The 23748-nt window shown below is 69.0% G+C and carries 30 protein-coding genes; 19 read left to right on the top strand and 11 right to left on the bottom strand.

Features of this window, described 5'->3' with window-relative positions; all coding sequences use genetic code 11:
* Positions 1–4 precede the first annotated feature (4 nt).
* Genes LUU90_RS14330 through LUU90_RS14320 form a run of 3 tightly spaced genes read right to left on the bottom strand, consistent with a single transcriptional unit; the run spans position 5 to position 2564 of the window.
* Positions 5–769, bottom strand: a complete 765-nt coding sequence (locus LUU90_RS14330; protein WP_275004111.1) for a glycerophosphodiester phosphodiesterase — start codon at positions 767–769, stop codon at positions 5–7.
* Positions 766–2016: a hypothetical protein gene (locus LUU90_RS14325; RefSeq protein WP_275004110.1), complete on the bottom strand. Its 1251-nt coding sequence runs from the start codon at positions 2014–2016 to the stop codon at positions 766–768. The genes LUU90_RS14330 and LUU90_RS14325 overlap by 4 nt, the downstream gene beginning before the upstream one ends.
* 41 nt (positions 2017–2057) lie before the next feature.
* A complete protein-coding gene (locus LUU90_RS14320; protein WP_275004109.1) occupies positions 2058–2564 on the bottom strand; it encodes an HAD domain-containing protein in 507 nt (168 codons plus the stop codon).
* Positions 2565–2791: 227 nt separating this feature from the next.
* Here LUU90_RS14320 and LUU90_RS14315 point away from each other — a divergent pair, with 227 nt between their 5' ends.
* The 6 genes from LUU90_RS14315 (at position 2792) to LUU90_RS14290 (ending at position 8083) form a co-directional block, all read left to right on the top strand.
* Positions 2792–4366 (top strand): polymorphic toxin-type HINT domain-containing protein, encoded by a 1575-nt coding sequence (locus tag LUU90_RS14315; RefSeq protein WP_275004446.1) that lies wholly within the window; start codon positions 2792–2794, stop codon positions 4364–4366.
* A gap of 5 nt (positions 4367–4371) precedes the next feature.
* Entirely contained in the window at positions 4372–4770 is a 399-nt protein-coding gene (locus tag LUU90_RS14310; RefSeq protein ID WP_275004108.1) for a hypothetical protein, read from the top strand.
* A gap of 230 nt (positions 4771–5000) precedes the next feature.
* Positions 5001–5159: a hypothetical protein gene (locus tag LUU90_RS14305; protein WP_275004107.1), complete on the top strand. Its 159-nt coding sequence runs from the start codon at positions 5001–5003 to the stop codon at positions 5157–5159.
* A 72-nt stretch (positions 5160–5231) separates the two neighbouring features.
* On the top strand, positions 5232–5519 hold the full coding sequence (locus tag LUU90_RS14300; RefSeq protein ID WP_275004106.1) for a hypothetical protein: 288 nt from the start codon (positions 5232–5234) through the stop codon (positions 5517–5519).
* Positions 5520–5767: 248 nt separating this feature from the next.
* Positions 5768–7498: a calcineurin-like phosphoesterase family protein gene (locus LUU90_RS14295; RefSeq protein WP_275004105.1), complete on the top strand. Its 1731-nt coding sequence runs from the start codon at positions 5768–5770 to the stop codon at positions 7496–7498.
* Between the two features lie 153 nt (positions 7499–7651).
* Positions 7652–8083 carry a hypothetical protein gene (locus LUU90_RS14290; RefSeq protein ID WP_275004104.1) on the top strand — a complete coding sequence of 144 codons (432 nt, stop codon included), beginning with the start codon at positions 7652–7654 and terminating at the stop codon, positions 8081–8083.
* An 82-nt stretch (positions 8084–8165) separates the two neighbouring features.
* On the opposite strand, the gene LUU90_RS14285 is transcribed toward LUU90_RS14290, so the two are convergent.
* Positions 8166–9104: an aldo/keto reductase gene (locus LUU90_RS14285; RefSeq protein ID WP_275004103.1), complete on the bottom strand. Its 939-nt coding sequence runs from the start codon at positions 9102–9104 to the stop codon at positions 8166–8168.
* Positions 9105–9196: 92 nt separating this feature from the next.
* On the opposite strand from LUU90_RS14285, the gene LUU90_RS14280 reads away from it, so the two are divergent.
* On the top strand, positions 9197–9802 hold the full coding sequence (locus tag LUU90_RS14280; RefSeq protein ID WP_275004102.1) for a TetR family transcriptional regulator: 606 nt from the start codon (positions 9197–9199) through the stop codon (positions 9800–9802).
* 37 nt (positions 9803–9839) lie between these two features.
* Here the strand turns inward: LUU90_RS14280 and LUU90_RS14275 are convergent, their stop codons facing one another.
* Positions 9840–10178 carry a YciI family protein gene (locus LUU90_RS14275; protein WP_275004101.1) on the bottom strand — a complete coding sequence of 113 codons (339 nt, stop codon included), beginning with the start codon at positions 10176–10178 and terminating at the stop codon, positions 9840–9842.
* 66 nt (positions 10179–10244) lie between these two features.
* Positions 10245–10964 carry an ASCH domain-containing protein gene (locus LUU90_RS14270; RefSeq protein WP_275004100.1) on the bottom strand — a complete coding sequence of 240 codons (720 nt, stop codon included), beginning with the start codon at positions 10962–10964 and terminating at the stop codon, positions 10245–10247.
* A 220-nt stretch (positions 10965–11184) separates the two neighbouring features.
* On the opposite strand from LUU90_RS14270, the gene LUU90_RS14265 reads away from it, so the two are divergent.
* Positions 11185–12129, top strand: coding sequence for a sugar phosphate isomerase/epimerase family protein (locus LUU90_RS14265; protein WP_275004099.1), 945 nt, complete (start codon positions 11185–11187; stop codon positions 12127–12129).
* 213 nt (positions 12130–12342) lie between these two features.
* Positions 12343–12804, top strand: a complete 462-nt coding sequence (locus LUU90_RS14260; RefSeq protein ID WP_275004445.1) for an NUDIX hydrolase — start codon at positions 12343–12345, stop codon at positions 12802–12804.
* A gap of 54 nt (positions 12805–12858) precedes the next feature.
* Here LUU90_RS14260 and LUU90_RS14255 read toward each other — a convergent pair whose 3' ends face one another.
* The gene (locus tag LUU90_RS14255) at positions 12859–13080 is read right to left on the bottom strand and encodes a hypothetical protein (protein ID WP_275004098.1); all 222 of its coding nucleotides are present in this window, start codon (positions 13078–13080) and stop codon (positions 12859–12861) included.
* A gap of 177 nt (positions 13081–13257) precedes the next feature.
* Entirely contained in the window at positions 13258–14952 is a 1695-nt protein-coding gene (locus LUU90_RS14250) for a polymorphic toxin-type HINT domain-containing protein (RefSeq protein ID WP_342470293.1), read from the bottom strand.
* Between the two features lie 206 nt (positions 14953–15158).
* Here LUU90_RS14250 and LUU90_RS14245 point away from each other — a divergent pair, with 206 nt between their 5' ends.
* On the top strand, positions 15159–15674 hold the full coding sequence (locus tag LUU90_RS14245) for a GNAT family N-acetyltransferase (RefSeq protein ID WP_275004096.1): 516 nt from the start codon (positions 15159–15161) through the stop codon (positions 15672–15674).
* A 71-nt stretch (positions 15675–15745) separates the two neighbouring features.
* Here LUU90_RS14245 and LUU90_RS14240 read toward each other — a convergent pair whose 3' ends face one another.
* Entirely contained in the window at positions 15746–16894 is a 1149-nt protein-coding gene (locus LUU90_RS14240; protein WP_275004095.1) for a GTP-binding protein, read from the bottom strand.
* A 128-nt stretch (positions 16895–17022) separates the two neighbouring features.
* Here LUU90_RS14240 and rpmB point away from each other — a divergent pair, with 128 nt between their 5' ends.
* Genes rpmB through rpmF form a run of 6 tightly spaced genes read left to right on the top strand, consistent with a single transcriptional unit; the run spans position 17023 to position 18437 of the window.
* Positions 17023–17259: a 50S ribosomal protein L28 gene (gene rpmB, locus LUU90_RS14235; RefSeq protein ID WP_108496538.1), complete on the top strand. Its 237-nt coding sequence runs from the start codon at positions 17023–17025 to the stop codon at positions 17257–17259.
* Positions 17259–17564, top strand: coding sequence for a 30S ribosomal protein S14 (gene rpsN, locus LUU90_RS14230; protein ID WP_275004094.1), 306 nt, complete (start codon positions 17259–17261; stop codon positions 17562–17564). Before rpmB ends, rpsN begins: the two co-directional genes overlap by 1 nt.
* A 52-nt stretch (positions 17565–17616) precedes the next feature.
* On the top strand, positions 17617–17739 hold the full coding sequence (gene ykgO, locus LUU90_RS14225; protein WP_189671490.1) for a type B 50S ribosomal protein L36: 123 nt from the start codon (positions 17617–17619) through the stop codon (positions 17737–17739).
* Positions 17740–17755: 16 nt separating this feature from the next.
* Positions 17756–18061, top strand: a complete 306-nt coding sequence (locus LUU90_RS14220) for a type B 50S ribosomal protein L31 (protein ID WP_275004093.1) — start codon at positions 17756–17758, stop codon at positions 18059–18061.
* Positions 18061–18228, top strand: a complete 168-nt coding sequence (gene rpmG / locus LUU90_RS14215) for a 50S ribosomal protein L33 (RefSeq protein WP_275004092.1) — start codon at positions 18061–18063, stop codon at positions 18226–18228. The genes LUU90_RS14220 and rpmG overlap by 1 nt, the downstream gene beginning before the upstream one ends.
* A 38-nt stretch (positions 18229–18266) precedes the next feature.
* Positions 18267–18437 (top strand): 50S ribosomal protein L32, encoded by a 171-nt coding sequence (rpmF, locus tag LUU90_RS14210; protein WP_275004091.1) that lies wholly within the window; start codon positions 18267–18269, stop codon positions 18435–18437.
* Positions 18438–18492: 55 nt separating this feature from the next.
* Here the strand turns inward: rpmF and LUU90_RS14205 are convergent, their stop codons facing one another.
* Positions 18493–19764 carry an ATP-grasp domain-containing protein gene (locus LUU90_RS14205; protein ID WP_275004090.1) on the bottom strand — a complete coding sequence of 424 codons (1272 nt, stop codon included), beginning with the start codon at positions 19762–19764 and terminating at the stop codon, positions 18493–18495.
* A gap of 124 nt (positions 19765–19888) precedes the next feature.
* The gene (locus LUU90_RS14200; protein WP_275004444.1) at positions 19889–21298 is read right to left on the bottom strand and encodes an MFS transporter; all 1410 of its coding nucleotides are present in this window, start codon (positions 21296–21298) and stop codon (positions 19889–19891) included.
* Positions 21299–21532: 234 nt separating this feature from the next.
* On the opposite strand from LUU90_RS14200, the gene LUU90_RS14195 reads away from it, so the two are divergent.
* From LUU90_RS14195 to LUU90_RS14185, 3 genes are read left to right on the top strand one after another with little or no spacing between them, the layout of a single operon-like run.
* Entirely contained in the window at positions 21533–22045 is a 513-nt protein-coding gene (locus tag LUU90_RS14195; protein ID WP_275004089.1) for a PadR family transcriptional regulator, read from the top strand.
* Complete coding sequence (locus LUU90_RS14190; RefSeq protein ID WP_275004088.1) at positions 22042–22878, top strand: alpha/beta fold hydrolase; 837 nt, start codon at positions 22042–22044, stop codon at positions 22876–22878. The genes LUU90_RS14195 and LUU90_RS14190 overlap by 4 nt, the downstream gene beginning before the upstream one ends.
* On the top strand, positions 22875–23690 hold the full coding sequence (locus tag LUU90_RS14185) for an alpha/beta fold hydrolase (protein ID WP_275004087.1): 816 nt from the start codon (positions 22875–22877) through the stop codon (positions 23688–23690). The genes LUU90_RS14190 and LUU90_RS14185 overlap by 4 nt, the downstream gene beginning before the upstream one ends.
* Positions 23691–23748: the final 58 nt, after the last annotated feature.

The raw sequence follows: 23748 nt of genomic DNA, 5'->3' as shown, positions 1-23748 counted from the left end.
CAAACTACCTAGTTCTGACCAGCCCGATCGCCCGCTCCGGATAATTCGTCGTCACCAGCCATGCAGCACCCGGCGCCAGCCAGTACGCGAGCGCGTCCGGCTCGTCCACGGTCCACACCAGCAGCGGCAGCTTTCGCCGTCGGGCAAAGCGCGCCACCGTATACCGGGCGATCCTCTGGTGGCAGACGACGAGGTTCGCGCGCGAGCCTCCGATGCGCGCGCCGGGGAAGAACTCCGAGAACCGCGTCCGCACGGCCTCCACCACCGACATCTCCGCCGTGTCCCGCCCGAGGGACAGCCCGACGAGCAGGTCGAGCCCGACGCCGTCGGCCCAGTCGCGCACCGCTCGCACCGACTGGTCCTCGAGGGTCGTGATGATGAACTCGCCCTCCCCGAGAATCTCCAGTGCCTGCTTGGTCGCGGCCACCTCGTACGTGCTCTCGGGGTCGGCGTAGGCGGACGCGGGCGAGACGAACTTGAGGTCGATGTGCGCGTGCTTCACGCCCTTGAGCGCGGCGAGCACGTCGTCGTACCGCATGAAGTGGTCCGCCATGCCAGAGAACTGCTCGAACGTGAGCTCGGCCATCGGGATGGACCGGCCGTCGAGCTCCACGAAGTCGTCGTGGAACAGCACGAAGGTGCCATCGCCGAGCCGCTGAACGTCGAACTCGACGTAGTCGACGTCGAGGGTGAGCGCCCTGTCGAGCGCGGCCTTGGTGTTCTCCAGCTCCAGGTCGCTCCCGGCCCCGCACCGATGCGCACTGATCATCGCCATGTCGTGCTGTCCCCGTTTCTCGTGCGGAAGTACTGCCTGAGCGTCATCGCGGCGATAGCCACCGCGGAGGCGACCGCCAGCGCCCACACCAGACCGTAGACGGTGAGGTCGTAGATCGACCGCTCAGCGGGAATCGTGGCCTCGCTGGACACGCCGAAGTACGACAACAGCAGCGCTACCGGGATCGCGATCCCTGACGCCATACCGACCCCGAGCTGCCACCTGCGCTCCCGGGTGTCGGCGAGCTTGGCCGCACGCAGCTGGATATCAGCGAGGCTGGAACCGATCACGTCGCTGAGCGCGTCCATGAGACCGACCGTCGAGTCGGTGAGCTCCCTGAGCCGGAGCGCCTCGGCGAAACTGGTGCGGAAGCTGTCGATCACCAGCTCAGGCATGAACAGCCCGTCGGCATAACCCTGTACGTCGAGCGCCATGACGGTGCGCTGCCTCCGGACCTCCCGGGCGACCTCGCTCAGCCGTTCCGCGTCGTCCCAGATTCCGGCGGCCTCGTCTCGGGTGCGTGATCCCTGGAGCAGGTTCTCGATCTTGGCTCGCGCATGCCGTGCCCGCCCGACGGCGAACAGCAGCTCGCAAGCAGTGAGCCGCACTGTCGCCGCCGTCGCCGCACTCTGCCCGCCGAGGACGACGACACCGCGACCGTGAGCGGCGAACGCACCCACGAGGGAGTTGAGCGCCGCCGGCATGTGGGCCGGGACGCCGGCGTCAGGCAGCCGTTCGGCGGTGCGGTAGATCATGGCGACGGCGTCGTTGCTGGGATCTCCCTTGTCGGTGACCAGACCCGTGGCGTCGTCGAGCTCGACGAACTGCAGCACGTCCTGATCCAGCCGGGGTACCCGGTCCAGGCCGGCCTTGCCGACGAGCCAGTCGACCAGCGGCACGCCGTCGAATGCCAGCGACGTACGTTCGTGGCAGAAGACCGCCAGATGGTTCGCAACCTCGTGCGGGGACGAGTCGTTGAACTCGTACGACAGGTGCAGCTGTGCGAGGGACGCCTCGTCCGACCACAGGCGTGCCGTGACGTCGAGCGGCGCCAAGGTGGACTGGTCGGTGGTGACCCGCACGTCGGCGTGCCGGCCGAGGTTCGTGACCCGCAAGGTGTCGCCGGGGCGGTTCACCAGGTGCGGAGTGAACCGCCCGAAGTCATAGGCCTCGGTCAGCGGCACACCGTCGGGAACACTCGGAAAAGCACGGAACGTGAAGATGTGCACGATGCGGGCCATACGCGGCATCGTGCCACGTGAGCGGCCTGCGTGGGCTCTCTTCAGCGCCCCACGTCCCGTACCCACGCAGCGATCACGGCCAGGTCCGCGGCGGTGACCCCGACCGCCGAGTCCACCTTGTGCAGCAGCGCCGCCCCCGGGTGCTCGGCCTCGACCCACGCCCGGTCCGCCTGCCCGATCACGTCGTCGATCCACACGAACGGCCGCCCGTCCGCGATGCGCACGAGGGTTTTCGTCTTCCACTGCAGGTGGTCATTGCCGATGTCGCCGGCGTAGACAGGCAGGTCGGCCACCGGCAGTCGCGGCAGACCGAGCAGCGGCCCGATCACCTCGTTGGCGTCGTCCATCCATGCCGTCGCCCACACCAGGTGGCAGTCCAGCCCCGCCAGCAGCGGGCCGAGCGTCCTGTCGACCCAGCCCAGATAGGGGTTCGTCGACGCCGTCCACACCTCCGGCGAGCCCGGGACCGCCGGCATGCCGGAACCGCCGAACGGCAGGAGCGTTCCGTCGACGTCGAGGAACAGGATCGGGCGCGATGCACCTGTCATCCCGGCACGATAGCGGGGGTACGCATCGCCGTCACGACCCTTTCTTGGTGGAGTCTGTTGCACAGTATTTCGGTCCTGCCGAAGAACTTTTGTGGTCGCATTCGTACCGGGTGAGTGCTCTCGCAGCGTCGTTGTCGTTGCTGCTCAGGGGTGGGGTACGCATGAGGCCGTCTGATTGGTCGCCGGTGGGGTTGGACTCGGATCCGACTCCTGGGGATCCGGTGTTGGTGCTCTCCGGTGGGCAGGAGTATCTGGAGGTCGCGTCCTCGATCGACAACGCCGCTTCAGCGATGTCGCGGTTGGATGTGGACGGGACGGTCTCGCAGGCGGTGGATGCGTTGATGGAGCGCAAGGAAGACACCATCGGCGAGATCCGCAAGGCCCACGGCCGCTACCTCGCCGCCGGAGAGGCACTGGTCGGGTACGCCTCCTCCCTGGAGCGGGTGCAGTCCGAGACGCTCACCGCGTTGGACCAGGCCCGGGACGCGCAGGACCAGGTCCAGGCCGCATCAGGGTCGAAGGACCGGTGGCAGGACCTGGCCGACAGCGCGAAGGATGAGACGGAGAAGGCGGAGTACGAGCAGAAAGCCCGCCAGGCTGATGGTGAGGCAGACCAGGCCGCCGGGATCATCAGCTCGGCGAAGTCGACCATCGACTCCGCCGTCTCCGACCGGAACCGCGCCGCGGAGCATGCGATCGACCGCATCGAGGAGATCACTTCTTCCGATGATCTGAATGATGGGTGGTGGGACAACTGGGGTTCCAAGCTCGTCGCCGCGATCGCGGACATCGCCGACATGATCTCCACCATCGCGGGCATCCTCGCGATCATCGTCGCTTTCATCCCGGTTGTCGGCACCGCGTTGGCCGGAGTCCTCATAGTGATCGCCGCGGTGGCGGCCATAGTGAGTGCGGTCGCGAACATCACGCTCGCCGCGACCGGTGAACGCTCCTGGGCCGAAGCAGGTCTCGCGATCGCTGGTGCCGCGCTCTCCCTCATTGGTCTGGGTGCTGCGGCGAAGGCCGCGACCGGGCTGGCCAAGGGCATCAGCAAGGGTGCTCTGCGGTCGGGCAAGTCGTGCAAGTTCGGGTTCGGCAAGTGCTTCGTGGCCGGCACCCTGATCCATACCCCGGACGGACCGCGGCCGATCGAGGAGATCCGGGTCGGGGACAAGGTCTGGGCGCGTAACCTCGAGACCGGCCTGGACGAGCTGCAAGTCGTGCAGCAGACATTCGTCCGCACCACGACCGAGCTCTTCCACCTCACCATCGCAGGTGTCGTGGTCTCGACCACGGCGGAGCACCCGTTCATGGTCCACGGCCGGGGCTGGTTGGACGCCGCTTTCCTCAAGGTTGGCGACCTGCTGGTCACCCCCGAGGGCGCCACGGTCCGGGTCGAGGCGATCGAGACCGAGCAGCGGGCTGAGGACGCGGAGACGGTCTACAACTTCCACGTCGAGACCCATCACAACTACTACGTCTATGCGGGCGACACATGCGTCCTCGTCCACAACGCCAACCACGGCGACGGCTCGTGGTTCCCGAAGCGGTCGTTGCCACGAGATAGTCACGGTAGGAACATCCCTGATTCGGAGTTTCCGCATACTCAGCTCGGACAAGGCAGGAAGGGCACCTACCCCGCCGCGCGTGAGTTCGGCAACGATGGCGAGGTGATCCGTGATATCCATTGGACCGATCACGGTCGAGCGGCGCAACACACCAACCCTCACCAGCACCGCTATACCGATAACCCGACCGGCGGAGACAAAAAGCGCGGCCCGGCGGAGCCCTTGGAGGAATGATGTCCTTGGAATGGAACGATCTGGACCTGCAGGGAAACTACGTCGAGCAGCTGTTCAAGGTGATCGATCAGGATCGGGCCAGCAGACTTTTCTGGTACCTCCGAGACCTCGAGATCATAGGTAACGGACTGCGGGGCCTATCTGTCCCTGACCTTGAGGATCAGGTTGATGACTCCCTTCACGGCTTCCGACTCACCTGGGAAGAGCTGGTGCAGCTCATGAGAGAAGCGGCAGATATTCACGACCTCGTAGCAACGGCTCACACCACCGAGGTAACCGCAGATCTCCCGAGCCTTGAGGCATCTGGATATTCCGGATGTACTGTCGTGATTGAGATTTTCGATAGCGGCACATACAAGGTCGGCGGTGCGGCAGAACTGGTTCACGATCCAGCGGGACCGTGATGCTGTCGGACGCCCAACCGTATGTGATCGAGTGACCAGAGAGACAGCGGGGCGGATATGTCGTTGCCGGCGACCAAGCGCTCCTTGCCGATCTGACCGAGTTGTTGCCCGACTCGCTGCCGAGCCCCGGCAGAAGTCACGTGGCAGGACGCCGTCGACCGAGCGGGCAGTCTGGCGCTCCAACCCGCAGCGCAAACGGCCTCGGCGCGGTTCCAGGCGAAGAGGGGAACGTGATCCGGGCCGCTCGCAGCAAGATCGGCTCCACGCGAACGGCGGAGATCGTGCCGCCGTTTCTCATCGATGCCGACACGGAAGATCATCTCAGGCTCGCCGAGCTGGCAGCCCAGACGGAGCCGTGGCAAGCACTGGGCGTTCCCCAGGCTCGATGAACCGGTGAGGAGTCGGCCGTCGACCCGAGCTTCGCAGGGAATCCCGTGGGTGATTGGCGGCCGCCGTCCCACGTGGTCAAGATCCTGACCGTGTCCCCGCTCGCACTGTTCCTGCTTCTGGTCGTGACTCCGGTCGTCGCGGGCTTCGCCGCAACCTCTCCGTGCGGTGCGAAGAACAGGAACGGCACCCGGTGCATCCGCGGTCGGAAGGGCCCGATGGAACGTTGCCAGGACCACACCCGCCAAGGCACGACGCCGTCCGACTGGTTCTGGCTCGCCGGCTGCGCTGTGGGAGCCGCGATGTTCTACCTGTGGCAGTTGCTCCACCCAGGGCCGTTCATCGAGACGCTACTCGCCTGACAGCCGGACAGGTAGCGCGAACCGCCGCCACCGGGACCGGCCAAATTCACCCAGCGATCAACAGAAAGCCGGGTCCGGTTCACGCGTGATCGCCAGAGTTGCGACCTGTCGGCCATACAGGTCGGCGACGCTACATCGAGGAGATCCTTTTGAATCCGGTGTCTGGATCACGCACCCGTACCCCACGTTCGGCGCGGTGGGGCGTCGGCGCACTCGTCGTCACTCTCTCCGGCGCTCTGTTGGCACCGATGGCCAGCAGCGCCGCACCCGCAGACGGCACGGCTCACGGAGCGACGTCGGCCGCCGCCGACTGGAACGAGACGGCCTACCGCGGCGGCGTCGACGTCGTCGAGGGATCCGGCGTGGACCGCGAGACCGTCACGGGCACCGTCTTCGTGGACCGGAACCGTAACTCGGCGCAGGACCGGAACGAGCGCGGGCTGGCCGGCGTCTCGGTGTCCAACGGCCGCGTGGTGACCACCACCGACAGCAAGGGCCGTTACGAGCTGCCGGTCGAGGACAACATGACGGTCTTCGTCACGCAGCCCCGCGGCTACCAGGTGCCGGTCGACGACGACAACGTCGCCCAGTTCCACTACCACCACCTGCCCACCGGCTCCCCCGAGCTGCGCTACGGCGGCCTGGAGCCCACCGGCCCGGTGCCGGACGAGCTGAACTTTCCGCTCACCGCGAGCACGGAGACGCGCTCGCCCGAGCAGCACTGCGCGATCGGCGCCGACGTGCAGACCTACAACGCGAAGGAGGCCGAGTACGCCAGGGCGGGCGCCTTCGCGGACCTGGCCGAGCGGAGCGACTACACCGGCTGCGGCGTCCTGTTCCTCGGCGACGTGGTGGGCGACGACCTGTCGATGTTCGACGAGACGAGGGACCTGACGCGGACCCTCAACGGTCCGGCCCGGTTCCTCCCCGGCAACCATGACCTCGACTTCGACTCCCCCGCACGGGACCACAACTTCGACACGTTCCGCGCCCAGCTCGGCCCGGAGTACTTCTCCTTCGACGCCGGCAAGGCCCACGTCGTGGCGCTGAGCACCATCGAGTACCCCGGCACCACGAGCCAGTACACCTACGGCCTCGGCGAGCGTCAGCTGGAGTGGCTGCGCAACGACATCGCAGCCGTGCCCGAGGACCGCGCCATCGTGCTGGCCGGGCACAGCCCGCTGCTGGAGTTCTGGTACAGCGACTCGCACCGCACCAAGCAGCTGCGGGAGATCTACGACATCCTCGAGGGCCGTGAGGTCATCTCCCTGGGTGGGCACACCCACATGTCGGAGAACCTGCGCGAGGGTGACCTGATGGCGGGGTGGAAGGACCTGGTGGGCGAGGACGGGCTCCCGTTCACCCATCTGACCGTCGGGGCGGTCTCGGGTCACTGGTACGCGGGCCGGCAGCTCGATGCCGGCTACCCCACCGCCGTCCAGCGGGACGGGACACCTCCCGGGGTGCTGACGCTGGACATCAAGAACACGAGGATCACCGAGCGGTACACCGTCCGCGGCGACGACGGCTCCCAGCAGCTGGCGCTCGGGCTCAACACTCCCCGGTACCGCGACTGGTTCGCCGCGAACAGGAGCAAGGTCGGGTCCGCGCCGGAGCTGGCCGAGCCGCTCTCCGTGTCCAGGGACGAGCTTGCCGGTACCTGGCTCACCACCAACTTCTGGATGGGTTCCACCGGGTCGACGGTGCAGGTCCGGATCGACGGCGGCGGGTCCGTCGAGGCCGGGCGCACCCAGCAGCTGCAGGGCGAGGGCGTGCGGATCGGCGCCGAGTGGTCCGACCCGGCGGCCAACCTCGAGACGCTGCCCCACGGCGGCGGGCTCGTGGAGCGGACCTCGCACCTGTGGCGCCTGGAGCTGCCCGCCGACCTCGCCGTCGGTGAGCACACCGCCGAGGTGACCGCCACGGACGTGCACGGCCGGGAGCTCACCGAGTCGTTGACCTTCGAGGTCACCGAGTAACGGTCGCTCCCCGGTCCTAGCGGTTTGCAGTGCTGACGCCCCCTGGCCTTCCTGGCCAGGGGGCGTCAGCGCACGGCCCACCCCACCGAAGCCGAGCGCTACGGTCAGGTGGGCGGAAAGCACCACTACGACTACCCAGGGGGAAACTGACCGATGTCCAGCACCATCGAGAACATTGACCGGTCGGGGCTCACCCGGTTGGGACAGTCCGGCACACCGGACGACGTCCAATCAGCATGGAAGGCCTTCTCCTCCGTACATGCCGAACCCGTGGTGCGGATCTCCGACGCCCTGGAGGAGACCTCGCTTGTCGCGCTGGAACAGACCTGGAGCACGATGGCCGCATCGCTGGGCGTGGTCTCGGACCGCGGGGAGTTTCTCTTGACGGTCAGTGGCGAAGGAACGTTCGGCCTGCCCTGGTTCCACGTCCGCGCCAACAACAAGCAGTTCTCCATCCGCGACCTGGGGATGGAGTCCGACGAGCCGGACTTCATCGCGTCCAGCCTGGACCGCTCGGTCAGCATCGCCGTCAGCACCGAAGAGTCGGAATTCTGGATCCTGGTCGCACGGAACCCGGCAGCATGAGAACGGGAGGGCGTGATCGTCGCTGCCGCACGAATTCACAGCCGCAACGATCACGCCCTCACCCAGCGAGCAGTCCGAGGGCTCAGACTCCCCGCTCCCCCACCGCCCCGCCCGGCGCGATCTCCTCGATCCGCGCCAGGTCGTCGTCGGTCAGGGTGATGGCGGCCGCCGCGACGTTCTGCGCCACGCGCTGCGGGTTGCGCGACCCCGGGATCGGCACGACGTAGTCCTTCTGCGCCAGCAGCCAGGCCAGCGCCAGCTGCGACAGCGTGACGCCCTTGCCCGCGGCGAGCTCGCGGAGCCGGCTCGCGATCTCGACGTTGGCGTCGAAGTTCTCGGGCGCCCACCAGCCGATCATCTGGCGCACGTCGTCGGCGTCGTACTGATCGCGCGGCTTGACCGCGCCGCTCAGGAACCCGCGTGCCAGCGGGGAGTACGCGACGAGTCCGATGCCGAGCTCCTCGAGCACCGGCAGCAGCACCTCGCTCTCGCGGGCGAAGATCGAGTACTCCTCCTGGACCATCGAGATCGGGTGCACCGCGTGGGCGCGCCGGACCGTGTCCTCGTCCGCGTTGGAGAGGCCGAGGTACTTGACCTTGCCCGCGTCCACGTACTCCTTCATCACGCCGACGACGTCCTCGATCGGGACGTTCGGGTCCGGGACGTGCTGGTACAGCACGTCGATGGTGTCGACGTCCAGGTTCCGCAGGCTGTTGTCGACCACCTCGCGGATGTGCCCGGGTCGGGAATCGGAGCCGAAGGTCTCGGTGAAGCCGAACTTCGTGGCGATCACCACCTCGTCGCGGATCGGCGCGAGCGCGTGCCCGAGCAGCTTCTCCCCCACACCCCAGCCGTACAGCTCGGCGGTGTCGAAGAACGTCACGCCCTCGTCGTGCGCGCGGCGGATCGCGGCGATCGACTCGGTGTCGTCGGTGGGCCCGTAGAACGCGGCCGTGCCCATCGCGCCGTAACCCAGTGCCGAGACGGTCAGACCCTGCTGACCCAGTGTGCGCATCTCCATGGTGAGACTCCTTAGCTGTGAGGCGTTACGTGTCAGCGTACGCCATATCTGTCAGTCTCTGACACGCAAAGCATCGACGGTAGTCTGAGGCCATGCCCAGCACCACGAGCAGCGGGCCGAGCCTGCGCGAGATCAGCCGTGATGCCGTGCGCGCACGCATCACCGAGGTCGCGCTCGACCTGTTCGCGGAGCACGGGTTCGACCAGGTCACCGTCGACCAGATCGCCGCCGCCGCAGGCATGTCGGGGCGCACGTTCCACCGCTACTTCCCCGCCAAGGAGGACGTCGTCGTCGGCGAGCCCGAGCGCTGGGGCGAGTTCGTGCGCGACGCCTTCGCCGCCCGTCCTGACGACGAACCTGTGTGGGATTCCCTCCGGGCCTCCTTCGAGGCCTTCATCGGCTTCCTGGAGCAGGACGGGCGCGTCCAGCGCGGCAAGGTGGCCATGCGGATACTCGTCAGCACCGCGTCCCTGCGCGCCCGCAACCTCGAGAAGCATCAGCTGTGGGGACGCATGCTCCTCCCCCTCGTCGCAGCCCGGCTGCCCGACGACGACACCGCACTACGCGCCGAGATCATCGTCCAGGCGGCGTTCGCGTGCCTCGACGTCACGTTCACCACCTGGGCGAACGTCGACGATGACACCACGCTCTCCGAGCTGCTCGAACGCAGCTTCACGATGCTCCAGCCGACGACCTGAGGCCGACGCCCGATCCGTCCCAGCACGTCGGTGCCGGTCAGGACTCCGGGTCGAACATGATCTCCCGGACCTCCTGAGCACACCGGCACGCGACGGCGATCCGGGCGGCCCAGGCCTTGGCCTCGTCGAGAGAGGGCACCTCGATGATCGAGAAGCCGCCGAGCCGCGCGGTGCTCTGCGGGGGCACTCCGTCGGTCACCACGCCGTCCGTGGCCACGACGCTCACCTCGTGGACGTTCAGCCCGGCGCCGAAGATCCACACCCCGGCGTCCTTGGCCTCCTGGACCACCTCGTGCGAGGCCCGGGAGACTTCGGGCAGGTCCTCCTCCGGGAAGGCCATCGCGCCGTCCTCGAACGAGATCAGGTACCGCCGCATCTCATGACTCCCTTGTCCTGAAACATCCTCCGGCCGGGTCTCAGCCTACGCGAACAGCCTCGCTGATCAGCCCTCTGCCACGACGCGGAACCGCACGAAATCAACCATGTCGTCGTCGACGATCCCGGGGTAGTAGTAGGTCCGAAGTGCCGCACGCAGCTCGTCGGCGGTGCAGTCCTCCAGGGCCGCCTGGGCATCGGTGATGTCGGCGAACCGGACACTCTCGACAGACTCGACCGCTCCCGGCAGCGACCGGTACCCGTCGTCGAGCTCGAACAGGAGCGTGGCCGGTCCGGGAGCAGCCGGGTCGTCGAAGCGGGTGGTGGCGGTCTTGACGCCGTCGACCACGCTGTCCCAGTGCTGTGGGCTGAACCGCAGCAGGCGCGGCGGGTTCGCGTCCGGGTGCGGGGACGGATACGGAAGCAGTTTCCGGGCCGGGACCGAGCTCACGTCGTCGCCGTCGGGAACGATGACGCGGCAGTCCGGCTGCTGGTCCAGCAGCACCTGCCGGCACCGGCCGCACGGCGGCATGACGCCGCGGTCATCGTCGCCTACCGCGACGATCAGCGAGATCGGGTCGGCCCCTGCGGCCGCCGCTACCCCGAGTGCGACGAGCTCCGCGCACGGGCCGCCCGTGAAGTGACCGACGTTCACGCCGGTGTAGATGTCGCCGTGGATGTCCATCACGGCGGACGCGACGGTGTTCACGTACGTGCCGTCGGCCGGAAGGCGGGAAGCGGTAGTGAGCGCCGCGTCGAGAAGGCGTTGCTCGATAGCGATCAGCATGGGACGACCCTGACACGGCGAACCAGCTTGGATCGAGGTCATTTCAAGAGCTCGGCGCGCTTCGAGTGCTCGTCAGCGCTGACCGGGCGTACCGGAGCGCCATCGGCTCCAGGATTCTGGACTGGCCTTGACAGACATATATCACCCGACAAGACTCTTTTGTGCGCCGCGCGTCAAAAGTCCTGCCGCGGTGACTACCGACAACGACGTCAGGAGCACGATGCGGAACTCACTCCCCCGCTCACGACACCGTCGACAGCTGCACGCCACCGCGCTCGCCGCGGCCATGGCCCTCGGAACCCTCGCGGCCGCTCCGGCCGCGACGGCGGCATCACCGGACCAGGGAACGGCGGGCTGCGGCTCCGGCCGCGGCATCCCCGACTCGCAGATCTCCATCCAGCTCTTCACGCACGTCAGCGAGCTCGGGTTCGAGCAGCCCACCACCGAGCAGCTGGACCGGGTGTTCGGTGAGGTGGCCAAGGCCGGGTTCCGCAACGTCGAGCTGTACAACCAGCCCTACGACATGCCGGTCGAGGACCTCGAGGCGCTGCTCGACGAGCACGGGCTGCACGCGGCGTCGAGCCACGGCAGCACGGACTGGGACACCTGGCCGGAGACGGTCGCGTACGCGGCGGAGCTCGGCCAGCGGTACATCGGCGCCGGCGGGATACCGGGAAGCACCGCCACGTACGAGGACACGCTCGAGACGGCGGCCTACCTCGACCAGCTCGGCGAGTACGCCCACCACCACGGCGTGAAGAAGGTGCTGCTGCACAACCACTCCGACGTCTTCGAGAAGACGTTCACGCACCCCGAGACGGGCGAGACCGTCACCGCCTGGGAGGTCATGGTGGAGAACACCGACCCGCGGTACGTCACGTTCGAGCTGGACCTCGGCTGGGCCGCCGACGCCGGGATGGACGTCGCGGGCCTCGTCGAGGAGCACAGCGACCGCATGGAGCTGCTGCACGTGAAGGACGCCGTGAACATCGGCGCCCCGGAGGGGCTCACCCAGGTCGGGCTCGGCGAGGGCGAGATGGACTTCGCCCCGATCTTCCGGGCCGCCAAGGGCGACGTGAAGTACTACACGTACGAGTGGGACTTCGCGCCGTCGTTCGAGTCTTCGGCGAAGTCGTACAGGTTCCTGGACTGCTTCACCTTCTGACCCGGGACACGCGTCCGACCGGTGCTGGCAGCTCGGCTGACCAAGCCGCGCTGCCAGCACCGAGACCGCGAACATGTGTTCATGAAACCTCACCGCCGTCCGGTGCGAACTCCCCCGAGAGACGGCGAACGCCACGAACAGACCGCCCGGGAAGATTCGCACCCAGAGTGCTCCACTGCGCAGCCGGACCGCCGCTATCGTCGAACCGTGCCGATGCTCAGTACCCGCTCCCCCGACGAGCCATACCTGATCGAGCGCAACGCCGGCTACTTCGAGTACCAGCTGCCGGTCTCGCTCAAGGCGGTCATCCGCTGGAACGGCCGCCTGCCGCTCCTGCGCAACGAGCGCGACGAGTGGGAGCTCCCGGGCGGCAAGCTCGACCCTGACGAGGAACCCGCGGAGTGCCTCGCCCGCGAGATCCGGGAGGAGCTCGGCTGGGACGCCGCCGTCGGCGAGCCGTTCCACACCTGGGTGTACCGGGTGTTCCCGGACCGCCACGTGTTCGTCCTGACGTTCCTCGCCACGTACGACGGCGACTTCGCACCCGTCTACAGCCATGAGCACAAGGAACTGGTGCTCGTCACGCCGGACGACGCCGTCTCGCTGGACATGCCGGAGGGCTATCGGACGGCGATCCGCCAGGCTGTCGAGCAGGGCCATTTCGATGGCCGCTGATACAGACCGCGCCGCGGACGGTCCGACCTCAGAGCCTCATCGGCCCGTGCGGCGCTAACGCCACCGCACGTTGAATCCGCCGATGTCGTCCCAGGCGGTCACCACTTGACCGGGTAGTACGGCGTCAGCGACGTCGTGCATCAACTCAAGGTTCATCTCTCGCGAAACCGTCCAGGACGCGTAGACGTTCGGCATCGGATCGAACTTACCCCCCGATTCCGTCTCGAATTTCGCCGCATACCAGTTAATCAGTTCTGGGCTGATGTCCACTTCCACGTAGCATTCCGACCCATTACCGAAGGGCACGCGAAAATCGAGAGACGCTCCGGAAACAAGAGTCCTGACGTCTTGGACTCCGAACTCCTCTGTCAGCCGACGAACTCGATCTTCGTCAACGCACTCGGCAGCGTTGGCGGAAGCAGTCAGTGTAACGATCCGGTATGCCATCGTTCCTCACATGTTGTCTAGCTGATCCAGCACGTACGTAATGCTTAGCCCGTTGTTGTCCCGGAGCCAGTCGTCCTTCATGACCTGCCTCGGGTCCAATCCAGCCATACCCGACTTGGTCTCGACCACGCCAAGAAAATTGCCTGCACTGTCCCACGTGGAGATATCGAAGATCCTATCGCCCAGCGGGGTCTTGTAGGTATTGAGCGCTACATCATCTGCGTCGGTAATAGCTTTCAGGCCCCGCTGCCGGAGGAAATCGGCCACGTGATCGCGGTACGCGTCACCGACCAGCTTGTTCATCTGAGGCCCGGACGGCAGGCCCCCACTGTGTGCGTTGTGGACGAGGACGGGTGTGTTGCCGGCGTGGACGTAGTAGTTGAGGTTGTTCTCGACGTGGAAGTTGTAGACCGTGACGATGTCCGCCAGGTCGCGTTCCTCGGCCTCGACAGCTTCCAGGACGGTGGTGCCGTCCGGGGTGATCAGGACGTCGCCGGGGCGGAGGTTGCCGGCCATCTGCCAGCCCTTGTCCTGGACCATGAACGGGTGCTCCGCCGTGGTGGAGACCCGCTCGCCGTTGATGGTCAGGTGATACAGAGCGACGGTCTGGTGCACGAACGTCTCGGCGACCAGCTGCAGCTCGTCCAGCCCCGTTGCGAGGTTGCGGGTCCAGACCTTGTCGCCGACGGTGATGTCCTCGATCGGCTTGGTGCCGTCCGCGGTGCTGACCAGGGTGCCGGCCACGAAGCAGGTGCTGAACCCGAGCCTGCAGTTCTTGCCGGACTGCAGGCCCTGCTTGACCGCGGTCTTGCTGATGCCCTTCGCGATCCCGGTCGCGGCCTTCGCCGCGGCACCCAGACCGATCAGGGAGAGCGCTGCACCGGCGATCGCGAGACCCGCCTCCGCCCACGACCGCTCACCCGTCGCGGCCAGGGTGATGTTCGCGACCGCACTGACTATGGCGGCGACCGCCGCGATCACTATGAGGACTCCGGCCAGGGCGGTGCCGACAACCGGGATGAACGCGACGATGATCGCGAGGATCCCGGCGATGGTGGAGATCATGTCGGCGATGTCCGCGATCGCGGCGACGAGCTTGGACCCCCAGTTGTCCCACCACCCGTCATTCAGGTCGTCGGAGGAGGTGATCTCTTCGATGCGGTCGATCGCATGCTCGGCGGCGCGGTTGCGGTCCGAGACCGCGGAGTCGATGGTCGACTTCGCCGAGCTGATGATCCCGGCGGCTTGGTCGGCCTCGCCGTCGGCCTGGCGGGCTTTCTGCTCGTACTCCGCCTTCTCCGTCTCGTCCTTCGCGCTGTCGGCCAGGTCCTGCCACCGGTCCTTCGACCCCGACGCGGCCTGCACCTGGTCCTGCGCATCCCGGGCCTGGTCCAACGCGGTGAGCGTCTCGGACTGGACGCGTTCCAGGGAGGAGGCGTACCCGACCAGTGCCTCTCCGGCGGCGAGGTACCGGCCGTGGGCCTTGCGGATCTCGCCGATGGTGTCTTCCTTGCGCTCCATCAACGCATCCACGGCCTGCGAGACCGTCCCGTCCACATCCAACCGCGACATCGCTGAAGCGGCGTTGTCGATCGAGGACGCGACCTCCAGATACTCCTGCCCACCGGAGAGCACCAACACCGGATCCCCAGGAGTCGGATCCGAGTCCAACCCCACCGGCGACCAATCAGACGGCCTCATCACGCGTCCCCCCTGCATGCCAGACATGAACGGCATTTCCTGGCACAAAGGTAGGCGCGGCCCACTTCCTGAACAACGAAAATAGCGGGGCCTTGCCGGTCGAGCCCGCACGGACCGGGGCCAGCCACATCACCCGTTCCCGGAAGGACGCATCCACGCCAGAACAGCCGACGACGACGCGTCCGGTGTCAGATACCTTGAGCCCCGTGCCCGACCTCATGATCGCCCCGCGCCACGCCGCCCACCTCGACCGGGTGGCAGAGGCGCTGCGGCTGGTCCATGAGCACGACGGCTACCCGATGGTCTGGCCGGAGGACCCGACCACCTGGCTCACACCTCCCGGCACGATCGACGGCTGGGTGGCCCTGGCCGACGGCGAGATCGTCGGCCACGTCATGCTCATCGACGGCGGCAAGGTCGAGTTCGCCGCGGAGCTCGCGGAGGCCGCAGGCGTCCCCGTAACCGGGCTCGCGGGCGTGAGCCGCCTGTTCGTCACGCCCGCAGCACGCGGCAGGCGGGTGGCCGCCACCCTCCTGGAGCGCGTCGAGGACATGCCGGCCCGGCGCGGTCGCCGCCTCGTGCTCGACGTCGTGGACGACGGCGGCCCCGCGATCCGCCTGTACGAACGGCTCGGCTGGACGCGCGTGGCCACGGGCCCGGCAAGCTGGACCCGGCCCGACGGCGTCCGCCCGCAGGCTGCGGCCTACCTCTGCCCCCGCTGACCCGTTGAGTGCTGGGTATTTGTGCCTGCGACGCGGTCTGAGGCGCAAATACCCAGCACTCAACGAGGGAATCAGACGGTGCGCGCCCCCAGCCAGGGCGCCAGGTGGTCCTCGCGCCACAGCCACTCGACGCCGGCGGCCACCTCCTCGGGCGTGCACAGCGCCGCGTGGAACGCCTCGCGCAGACGCTGTCGGTCGTCCTGAGAGCCCGCACCGGCGCCCCGGTCGTCGGCCACGCCGACCACCACGATCCGGGTGTGCGGCGCCGTCCCGGCGCACACCTCCGACCACGGGCCCAGATCTGCGAAGGCCAGCTGCCCGCCCGCGCCGTCCCACAGGCAGGCGAGCCCGGGCCGGTCGGCGACGTGGAACACGCCACGGGCACGTAGGCCGCCCACGCTCAGCTCCTCGATCTGGTCCAGCAGCCGCTCGGGGTGGAACGGCAGCGCCGAGCGCAGCTCGAGCGTCCAGCTCCGGTCACCGGGCACGCCGCCCGGGCCAGTCACCACCACCGCGCCCAGCGGGTGCGCCCGGCGCTCCGCACGGGCCGGGGAGTGCCTGGCGGCGGCAAGGTCGGCCGCCGACAGCGCGTGCAGCCCGTCGACGCGCCGCGTCCCCGCGCCGCGCAGGCGGTCGAGCAGGCCGGACGACGTCGGCGACGGCGACGGCGAGCTCGTCACGACGAGGTCCGCCTGCTCGATCTGGGCCGCGAGCGCCTCCCCGACCGAGCGTTCGTCGTCGGCGGTGAGCTCGAGGCCGCGTTCGACGAGGGTGTCGTCGCCGAAGAGGTCCTGCTGGAGCGTGTCGATGTCGACGACGGTGAAGGAGGTGGCGATCCGGGTGTGGTCGAGGGCGCCGCCGGGTCGGGTCTCATTCGCGAGGGCGCGGGCGGCGGGGAGGGGCTCGGCGCTGACGGGCAGGGCGAGCAGGACGTGGGTCCAGCGGCCGTCCCGGGCGAGGCGGGCGATGGTGGGAACGGCGTCCTCGCGGACGGCGCAGGAGAGGCAGGCGTGCTCGAGCGGCACGATCACGTCCTCGAGCACGCCGGTGGCGTCCAGGACGACGCGCCGGAGGTGGTCGGTGTGGATGTCGTGCCGCACGGCGACGACGGCGGGCGCGTCCATGAGGAGGCCGAACAGCGCGGAGTCACGCAGCACCTGATCAGTGGTGGCCAGGACGCTCACCGGGATGTTTCCGCGGTTCTTGCCGGTTCCGTACATGCTGCCTCCTCACCCGGCCCAGCCGGGAATTATTGATAACCGTTCTCAGTTCTGGTTCACTGTAGCGCGTCATGAGAATCGTTCTCACATGCAGCGGCCACGCCGCCGCCGCAACAGCAGGAGGTCATGTGTCAGCCAGATGCCAGGTGCTGGGCACCGTGCCGGGGTTCGGTCACTCGGTCTCGCACTCCCACGTGCGCACCAAGCGCCGGTTCAACCCGAACATCCAGAAGAAGCGCTACTGGGTTCCGTCGCTCGGCCGCAACGTCACGCTGCGCGTGAGTGCCAAGGGCATCAAGACCATCGATCGCCGGGGCATCGACGTCGTCGTGGCCCAGATCCTCGCCCGAGGGGAGAAGGTCTGATGGCCAAGAAGTCCAAGATCGCCGCCGACGCCCGACGCCGCGAGGTGGTCGCCCGGTACGCCGAGCGACGTGCCGAGCTGCGCGGCATCATCCGAAACCTGGAGCTGGACCCCGTGGTGCGGGCCGCCGCCGTCAGCGAGCTGGCCAAGCAGCCGCGCGACGCCAGCCCGACCAGGCTGCGCAACCGCGACGTCGTCGACGGCCGCCCGCGCGCCTACTCGCGCAAGTTCGGCCTGTCCCGTATCCGGCTGCGCGACATGGCGCACCGGGGCGAGCTGCCCGGCGTGACGAAGTCGAGCTGGTGACCCACCAGCGCGTGAGTCGTCCGGACCCAGGTTCACATCGAAGGAGTGGCACATGAAGGTTCGCGCATCCCTGCGTTCCCTGAAGAACAAGCCCGGCGCGAAGGTCGTGCGCCGGCACGGCAAGACGTTCGTGATCAACAAGCTCAACCCGCGCTGGAAGGCGCGCCAGGGCTGAGCGGAAGGAGCCAGTCATGAAGAACATCCACCCCACCTACGGCCCCGTCGTCTTCCGCGACACGAGCGCCGGCTTCACGTTCCTCACCCGCTCCACCATCGCGGGCGACACGGACGCCGGCCCTGGCCGCCCCCGCGCGACCATCGAGTGGTCCGACGGCAACACCTACCCCGTGGTCGACGTCGAGATCAGCAGCGCGAGCCACCCGTTCTGGACCGGCTCGGCCCGCGTGGTCGACACCGCCGGACGCGTCGAGAAGTTCCGGCAGCGCTACGCCAAGCACGGCAACAGCAACACCGACGAGAGCAAGGGTGGCAACTGATGGCATCGCGCGTAGACCTCCGACCGGTCATCAAGCTGCGCTCGACGGCGGGCACCGGTTTCACCTACGTGACCCGCAAGAACCGGCGCAACGACCCCGACCGGCTCATCCTGCGCAAGTTCGACCCCGTGGTCCGCACACACGTGGACTTCCGCGAGGAGCGCTGACGCCGAGCTCGGCAGGCGCCTAGAGAGAGGAGGCCGCCATGGCGGTCCCCAAGCGAAAGATGTCCCGGTCGAACACGCGAGCCCGGCGCTCGCAGTGGAAGGCCCAGGTCCCCGAGCTGGTGCCGGTGACCACGGTGGACGGGCGTCAGGTCAAGGTCCCGGCCCGGCTGGCCCCCGCCGTCCGGCGCGGCCTGGTCGTCCCGGACTGACACCGCCCGCACGACGCCCCGGCGCTCAGCGCCGGGGCGTTTGCTGTGGGTGCGGTCAGGAGGTGAGGACTCGCGCGTCGATCCGCACGTCCAGGCCGGCCACGATCTCGTCGGCCCAGGCCTTCGCCTCGTGCCCCGACGGGTCCGCGACCAGGACGTGCCCGATCCGTTCGTTGTTGTCGCCCGGCCGCACCTCACGCCCGGCCGACGGCGTCGCGTGGCTGCGCACGCGGTCGTCCTCGGCCAGGCGCTCCGCGCCCCGCACCTCCCGCACCACGCCGTCCGACGGCGGCAGCAGGAACGCCACAGCGGCGCTCCTCGCGGTCGGCACGCCGGGCACCGGCTCCCGGCCGAGCGAGAGGTCCACCAGCACCTGCAACGGGTTGAAGCCGGTCACCAGCCGCACCAGCTCGAAGATGTAGCCGCCGCCCTGGCGCGGGTTGAGCTCGATGAGCCGCGGCCCGGCGGCAGTGACCCGCACCTCCGTGTGGCTGATCCCGTGCGTGAGCCCGACGGCGTCCAGCACCGCCACGACGTGCCGCTCGATCGCATCGCGACCCTCGGGCGCGAGCGGGGCCGGGAACAGGTGCCCCGACTCGACGAACCCGGAGCCCGCCTCGGCATCCGGCTCCGCCACCGACTTCGCGGTGATGCCCAGCACCCTGGTGATGCCGTCGCGGGTCACCGACTCCACGCTGTACTCGGGGCCCTCCAGGACACGCTCGAGCAGCGCGAGCCGCTCCAGCGGCTGGTCACGGGTGTTGCGCTCGGGCGCCGTCGCCTCGGCGAAGGCCACGGCCAGCCCGGCCTCGTCCAGCACCTTGCGCACGCCCGTACCGGAGTTCATGTCGACCGGCTTGACCACCAGCGGGTAGCCGAGGTCCGCCGCCGCCTTGTGCGCCTGCTCCCAGGAGCCCGCCACCGCGTACGGCACGTCCGGCACTCCCCTGGCCGCCAGGACCTGACGCACCAGGTGCTTGCGCGTGGCGGTACGCAGCACGTCGGCCGGCGCACCCGGCAGGCCGAGCCGCTCGGCCACGAGGGCCACCGCGGGCAGGTAGTAGTCGCAGGTCGTCAGCACGCCGTCGATGTGCCGCCGGGCCGCCACCTTCCGCGCCGAGGCGACGAGCGCGGCGTCGTCGTTGGTCTCGGCGACCACCACCTCGTCGGCGAGCGCCAGGACGGGATGGGGCGCGCCGTCGGGCAGGCGGTACAGGTCGGGGTCCCGGGTGACGAGCACGTAGCGGTGACCGCCGTCGCGCAGCAGGGGCGGGAGCATCAGGCCGGTGGACTGCAGCCAGCTCTCGATCATCAGCAGGTCGGCCACGTCAGCACGCTCCGTGGAGGCGGGCGCGAACGAGAGTCGTTCTCAACATGGCGCCCAGCCTGCCACGGATCGCGTGGAGGTTCTTGTCCACGCGGGGGCGCCGCGTGGTGGACGTGGCCCCGCGCTACAGGACCCCGTCCGGCAACGAGGGCCGCTCGTCCTCCGCGAGCCTCGGCCGCGGGATGAGCAGCGCGAGGACCGTGCACACGAGCGCCGCGAGGAGGCCCAGCAGCAACGCCGTCCGGAACGCGTCGTCGGACGGCACCGGCACCCCGTCCAGCTCGGCACCTCCCGCGGCGAGCACGCCGCCCACGACGGCGGCGGCCGACGTCGTGCCGAGGGACCGCATGAGGGTGTTGAGCCCGTTGGCCGCTCCCGTCTCGCGCGCGGGCACGACCTGCATGATCAGTGCGGGCATGGCCGCGAACCCCAGGCCGATGCCGATGCCGAGCACGGTGTTGACCACCAGGACGTGCCACACCTCCAGGTCGACGGCGACGGCGATCACGTAGGAGAGCGCGATGATGGCCGACCCCGCCGCGAGCAAGGGCTTGGGGCCGAAGCGGTGCTCGAGCCGGCCCGCGACCGGCGACATCGCGAGCATCGCCAGACCCGCGGGCATGAGGATCAGGCTCGCCTGCATCAGGCTGAGCCCCAGCCCGCCCGCCTCGGCCGGCAGCTCGAGCAGCTGCGGGAACACGACCTGCGACGCGAACAGGGCGAAGCCCATCGCTATCGAGGCGAGGTTGGTGAACAGCACGGTGCCGCGCGCCGTGACCCGCAGATCCACGAGCGGAGCATCGATCCGCAGCTCGTACCAGCCCCACACGAGGAGCACGACCAGGCCGCCGAGCAGCAGCCCGAGCGTGCGGGGCGACCCCCACCCCCAGTCGTTCCCGCGGGAGACCGCCAGCAGCACCCCGGTCAGTCCGACGGCCAGGCCGATCACGCCGACCACGTCGAGCTTCCCGCCCGCCCGCATCGTGCTGACCGGCACGATCCGGGCCACCAGCACCAGCGCGAGCAGACCGATCCCTGCCGCCACCCAGAACATCACGTGCCAGTCGTAGTGCTCGGTCACGAACGCGCTGATCGGCAGGCCGAGGGCACCGCCGACGCCGAGCGTCGCACTGACCATCGCGATGCCCGACCCGAGCCGTTCCTTGTGCAGCACGTCGCGCAGGATCGAGATGCCGAGCGGGATCACGCCCATGCCCATGCCCTGCAGGCCGCGGCCGACGATCAGGAGCACCACGGACGACGACAGCGCGGCGACGACCGAGCCGAGCACGAGCAGGCCGAGCAGGGCGAGCGCGACGGTCTTCTTGCCGTACATGTCACCGAGCCGCCCCGATATGGGTGTACAGATCGCCGCGACCAGCAGCGTCACCGTGATGGCCCAGGCGGTGACGTCTCGGGACTCCCCCAGCAGGAGCGGCAGCTCCGACTGGATCGGCAGCAGGATCGTCTGCATGAACGACGCCCCCATACCTGCGAACGCGAGCACCGCGATCACCAGGCCCGGCCTGGGCACGTACGTGAGCCGGGACCGATCCTGACCGCCGGGCGGGAAGCTGAATCTCATGGGTGACAGACGTTCCTTCGATGCGGTGGCGCCCCGTCGCGCGCGGAGGTCCGCAGCACGGGCACTGCCAGGGGCGGGGATGTCTGCACCCTACATAGTTGCCCGCGCGAACGATGTCGCACGGCCGAGCTGCCCGACTTTCATATATGCACAGTCTCATATATGTGCTGTAGGGTATCGGACATGGCACTCAACGCCCTGATCCTCGGCCTCCTCGACCTGAAGCCCATGACCGGCTACGACCTCAAGAAGACGTTCGACGGCACCGTCGCGCACTTCTGGTCGGCCGATCAGGCCCAGATCTACCGCACGCTTGCCCAGCTCGAACGCGACGGTCTCGTCGACGTCCGGGTCATCCCGCAGCCGGGCAAGCCCGACCGCCGCGAGCACCGGCTCACCGACGAGGGCCGGGCCTCGCTGGCGGCCTGGCTCCGCTCCCCGCTGCCAGACGACCGGCCGAGGGAGCCGTTCCTCGGCAGGCTCTTCCTCGTCGGCCGGGAGAACGACCCCGAGCTGGTCCGCGCGCTCCTCGCGGAGCGCCGGGACGCGGCCCTCCGCCTGCTCGCCACACTGGAGAGCATCCCGGTCCACGATGGCGACCTGGCCACCCGGCTCCGGTCAGCGACGCTGCGCAACGGCATCCGCGAGGTCAAGGCCGAGCTCGCCTGGCTCGACGAGCTGGAGGACGCACTGTGAGCTCCGCGACGAACCGCCCCACGGGCATCTACCTTGCCGAGCAGCGCCCCGACGCCGGCGAGTCGGTCCTGTTCCTGCACGGCGGGAACGTCGCCGGCTGGTCGTGGTCCGAGCAGGCCAAGGCGCTCACCGACCACCACGCCCTCATCCCGGACCTGCCTGGGTTCGGCGCCTCGGCACAGCACCCGTGGACCGACCTCTCGACGACGGTCGACGAGCTGGCGGACCTCGTCCGCGAGCGGGCCCACGACGGGCGGGCCCACGTGGTCGGGATGTCGCTCGGCGGCGTCGTCGGGACGGCCCTCGCGGCGCGCCACCCGGACGTGATCCGGAGCGTCTTCGTGACCGGGGCGATCTTGCGCGGCGTGCAAGGGTTCACCCGCTGGGCGGGGCTGGCGCAGATCCGCTTCTTCGGCAGCCCCTGGTACTGGAGGACGACCGCCCGGATGTACCGCCTGCCACCGGACGCGATCGACCTGTTCGTCACGACCGGGCTGGGGATCGATCGCGACTCGGTCCGCCGCATGGTCCCGCAGCTCTACGACGGCGTGCCGGCCCGCGACCTCGACGGGCTCCGCCGGCTGACCGCCCCGATTCTCGCGATCGTCGGCGAGAAGGAATCCCGGACCTTCCGTGACGCGCTGGACGAGGTGACCTCCCGCGTGCCCCATGCCGTAGCGCGGCTCGCCCCAGGCATGCACCATGTCTGGGACGTCGAGGACCCGGACCTGTTCCACACCACGCTCGCCCACTGGCTGGCGACGGGTGAACCGTCCCCCGCCCTGCTCCCGGTCGGGACGCGGCGACGAGGGACACCGGAGGCAGCGCTGTGAACCTGCACGTGGCCGAGCTGCACCCCGACGCCTCCGAGACCGTGCTCTACCTGCACGGCGGGAACGTCGCGGGCTGGATGTGGACCGAGCAGGCCGCAGCACTCGCGGACCACCACGCGCTGGTCCCGGACCTGCCTGGCTTCGGCGCATCGGCGGGCCGCCCCTGGACCGATCTCATGGCGGTGACCGACGACCTGGCCGACCTCGTCCGCAACCGGGCCCACGACGGACGCGCGCACGTGGTCGGGCTGTCCCTCGGCGGTGTCCTCGGGACACTGCTCGCCGCCCGCCATCCCGACCTGGTCCGCAGCGCGTTCGTGACGGGCGCCGCGCTGCGCGGCGTCGGGCGACTCACCCGCTGGAGCGGGCTGGCACAGGTGTCGTTCTGGTCGAGCCCCGGGTACTGGAACGGTCTCGCCCGAGCGTTCCGCCTGCCTGCTGACTCCGTCGACGCGTTCGTCTCGACGGGCCTCGGCATCGACCGCGACTCCGCCCGCCGGATGATGACCCAGGTCTACGACGGTGTCCCGGCCGCCGACCTCGAGGGCCTCCGCGACCTCCGGGCGCCGATGCTCGCGATCGCCGGCGAGAAGGAGCCGCAAACCGTGCGCCGGGCGCTCGACGACATCGTCTCCCGCGTGCCCCGCGCCGTCGCCCGGCTGGCGCCCGGCATGCACCATGTCTGGAGCGCCGAGGACCCCGAGCTGTTCCACGACGTCCTGGCCCACTGGCTGACGACGGCCGAACCGTCCCCCGCCCTGCTCCCGGTCGAACCGGCACCGCGACAAGAAGCCAGGGACGCCGGCGTCTGAGTCAGACGCCAGTATCAGACGCCAGTGTCAGACGGCGCAGGTCCCACTCGGGAGCACC

The organism is Promicromonospora iranensis, from assembly GCF_028994775.1.
GTDB lineage: Bacteria > Actinomycetota > Actinomycetes > Actinomycetales > Cellulomonadaceae > Promicromonospora > Promicromonospora iranensis_A.
The sequence above is the reverse complement of the archived record's forward strand: the minus strand, read 5'-3'. Positions and strand labels throughout refer to the sequence as shown.

Excerpts from the sequence above, each read along its gene's own strand:
- LUU90_RS14290 (WP_275004104.1), top strand. The coding sequence starts at position 7,652 with ATGTCCAGCACCATCGAGAACATTGACCGGTCGGGGCTCACCCGGTTG.
- LUU90_RS14270 (WP_275004100.1), bottom strand. The coding sequence starts at position 10,964 with ATGCTGATCGCTATCGAGCAACGCCTTCTCGACGCGGCGCTCACTACC.
- ykgO (WP_189671490.1), top strand. The coding sequence starts at position 17,617 with ATGAAGGTTCGCGCATCCCTGCGTTCCCTGAAGAACAAGCCCGGCGCG.
- rpmF (WP_275004091.1), top strand. The coding sequence starts at position 18,267 with ATGGCGGTCCCCAAGCGAAAGATGTCCCGGTCGAACACGCGAGCCCGG.
- LUU90_RS14195 (WP_275004089.1), top strand. The coding sequence starts at position 21,533 with ATGGCACTCAACGCCCTGATCCTCGGCCTCCTCGACCTGAAGCCCATG.
- LUU90_RS14325 (WP_275004110.1), bottom strand. The coding sequence starts at position 2,016 with ATGGCCCGCATCGTGCACATCTTCACGTTCCGTGCTTTTCCGAGTGTT.
- LUU90_RS14220 (WP_275004093.1), top strand. The coding sequence starts at position 17,756 with ATGAAGAACATCCACCCCACCTACGGCCCCGTCGTCTTCCGCGACACG.
- LUU90_RS14275 (WP_275004101.1), bottom strand. The coding sequence starts at position 10,178 with ATGCGGCGGTACCTGATCTCGTTCGAGGACGGCGCGATGGCCTTCCCG.
- LUU90_RS14265 (WP_275004099.1), top strand. The coding sequence starts at position 11,185 with ATGCGGAACTCACTCCCCCGCTCACGACACCGTCGACAGCTGCACGCC.
- LUU90_RS14260 (WP_275004445.1), top strand. The coding sequence starts at position 12,343 with ATGCTCAGTACCCGCTCCCCCGACGAGCCATACCTGATCGAGCGCAAC.
- LUU90_RS14280 (WP_275004102.1), top strand. The coding sequence starts at position 9,197 with ATGCCCAGCACCACGAGCAGCGGGCCGAGCCTGCGCGAGATCAGCCGT.
- rpmG (WP_275004092.1), top strand. The coding sequence starts at position 18,061 with ATGGCATCGCGCGTAGACCTCCGACCGGTCATCAAGCTGCGCTCGACG.
- LUU90_RS14250 (WP_342470293.1), bottom strand. The coding sequence starts at position 14,952 with ATGAGGCCGTCTGATTGGTCGCCGGTGGGGTTGGACTCGGATCCGACT.
- LUU90_RS14320 (WP_275004109.1), bottom strand. The coding sequence starts at position 2,564 with ATGACAGGTGCATCGCGCCCGATCCTGTTCCTCGACGTCGACGGAACG.
- LUU90_RS14285 (WP_275004103.1), bottom strand. The coding sequence starts at position 9,104 with ATGGAGATGCGCACACTGGGTCAGCAGGGTCTGACCGTCTCGGCACTG.
- LUU90_RS14295 (WP_275004105.1), top strand. The coding sequence starts at position 5,768 with ATGGCCAGCAGCGCCGCACCCGCAGACGGCACGGCTCACGGAGCGACG.
- LUU90_RS14240 (WP_275004095.1), bottom strand. The coding sequence starts at position 16,894 with ATGTACGGAACCGGCAAGAACCGCGGAAACATCCCGGTGAGCGTCCTG.
- LUU90_RS14330 (WP_275004111.1), bottom strand. The coding sequence starts at position 769 with ATGATCAGTGCGCATCGGTGCGGGGCCGGGAGCGACCTGGAGCTGGAG.
- rpsN (WP_275004094.1), top strand. The coding sequence starts at position 17,259 with ATGGCCAAGAAGTCCAAGATCGCCGCCGACGCCCGACGCCGCGAGGTG.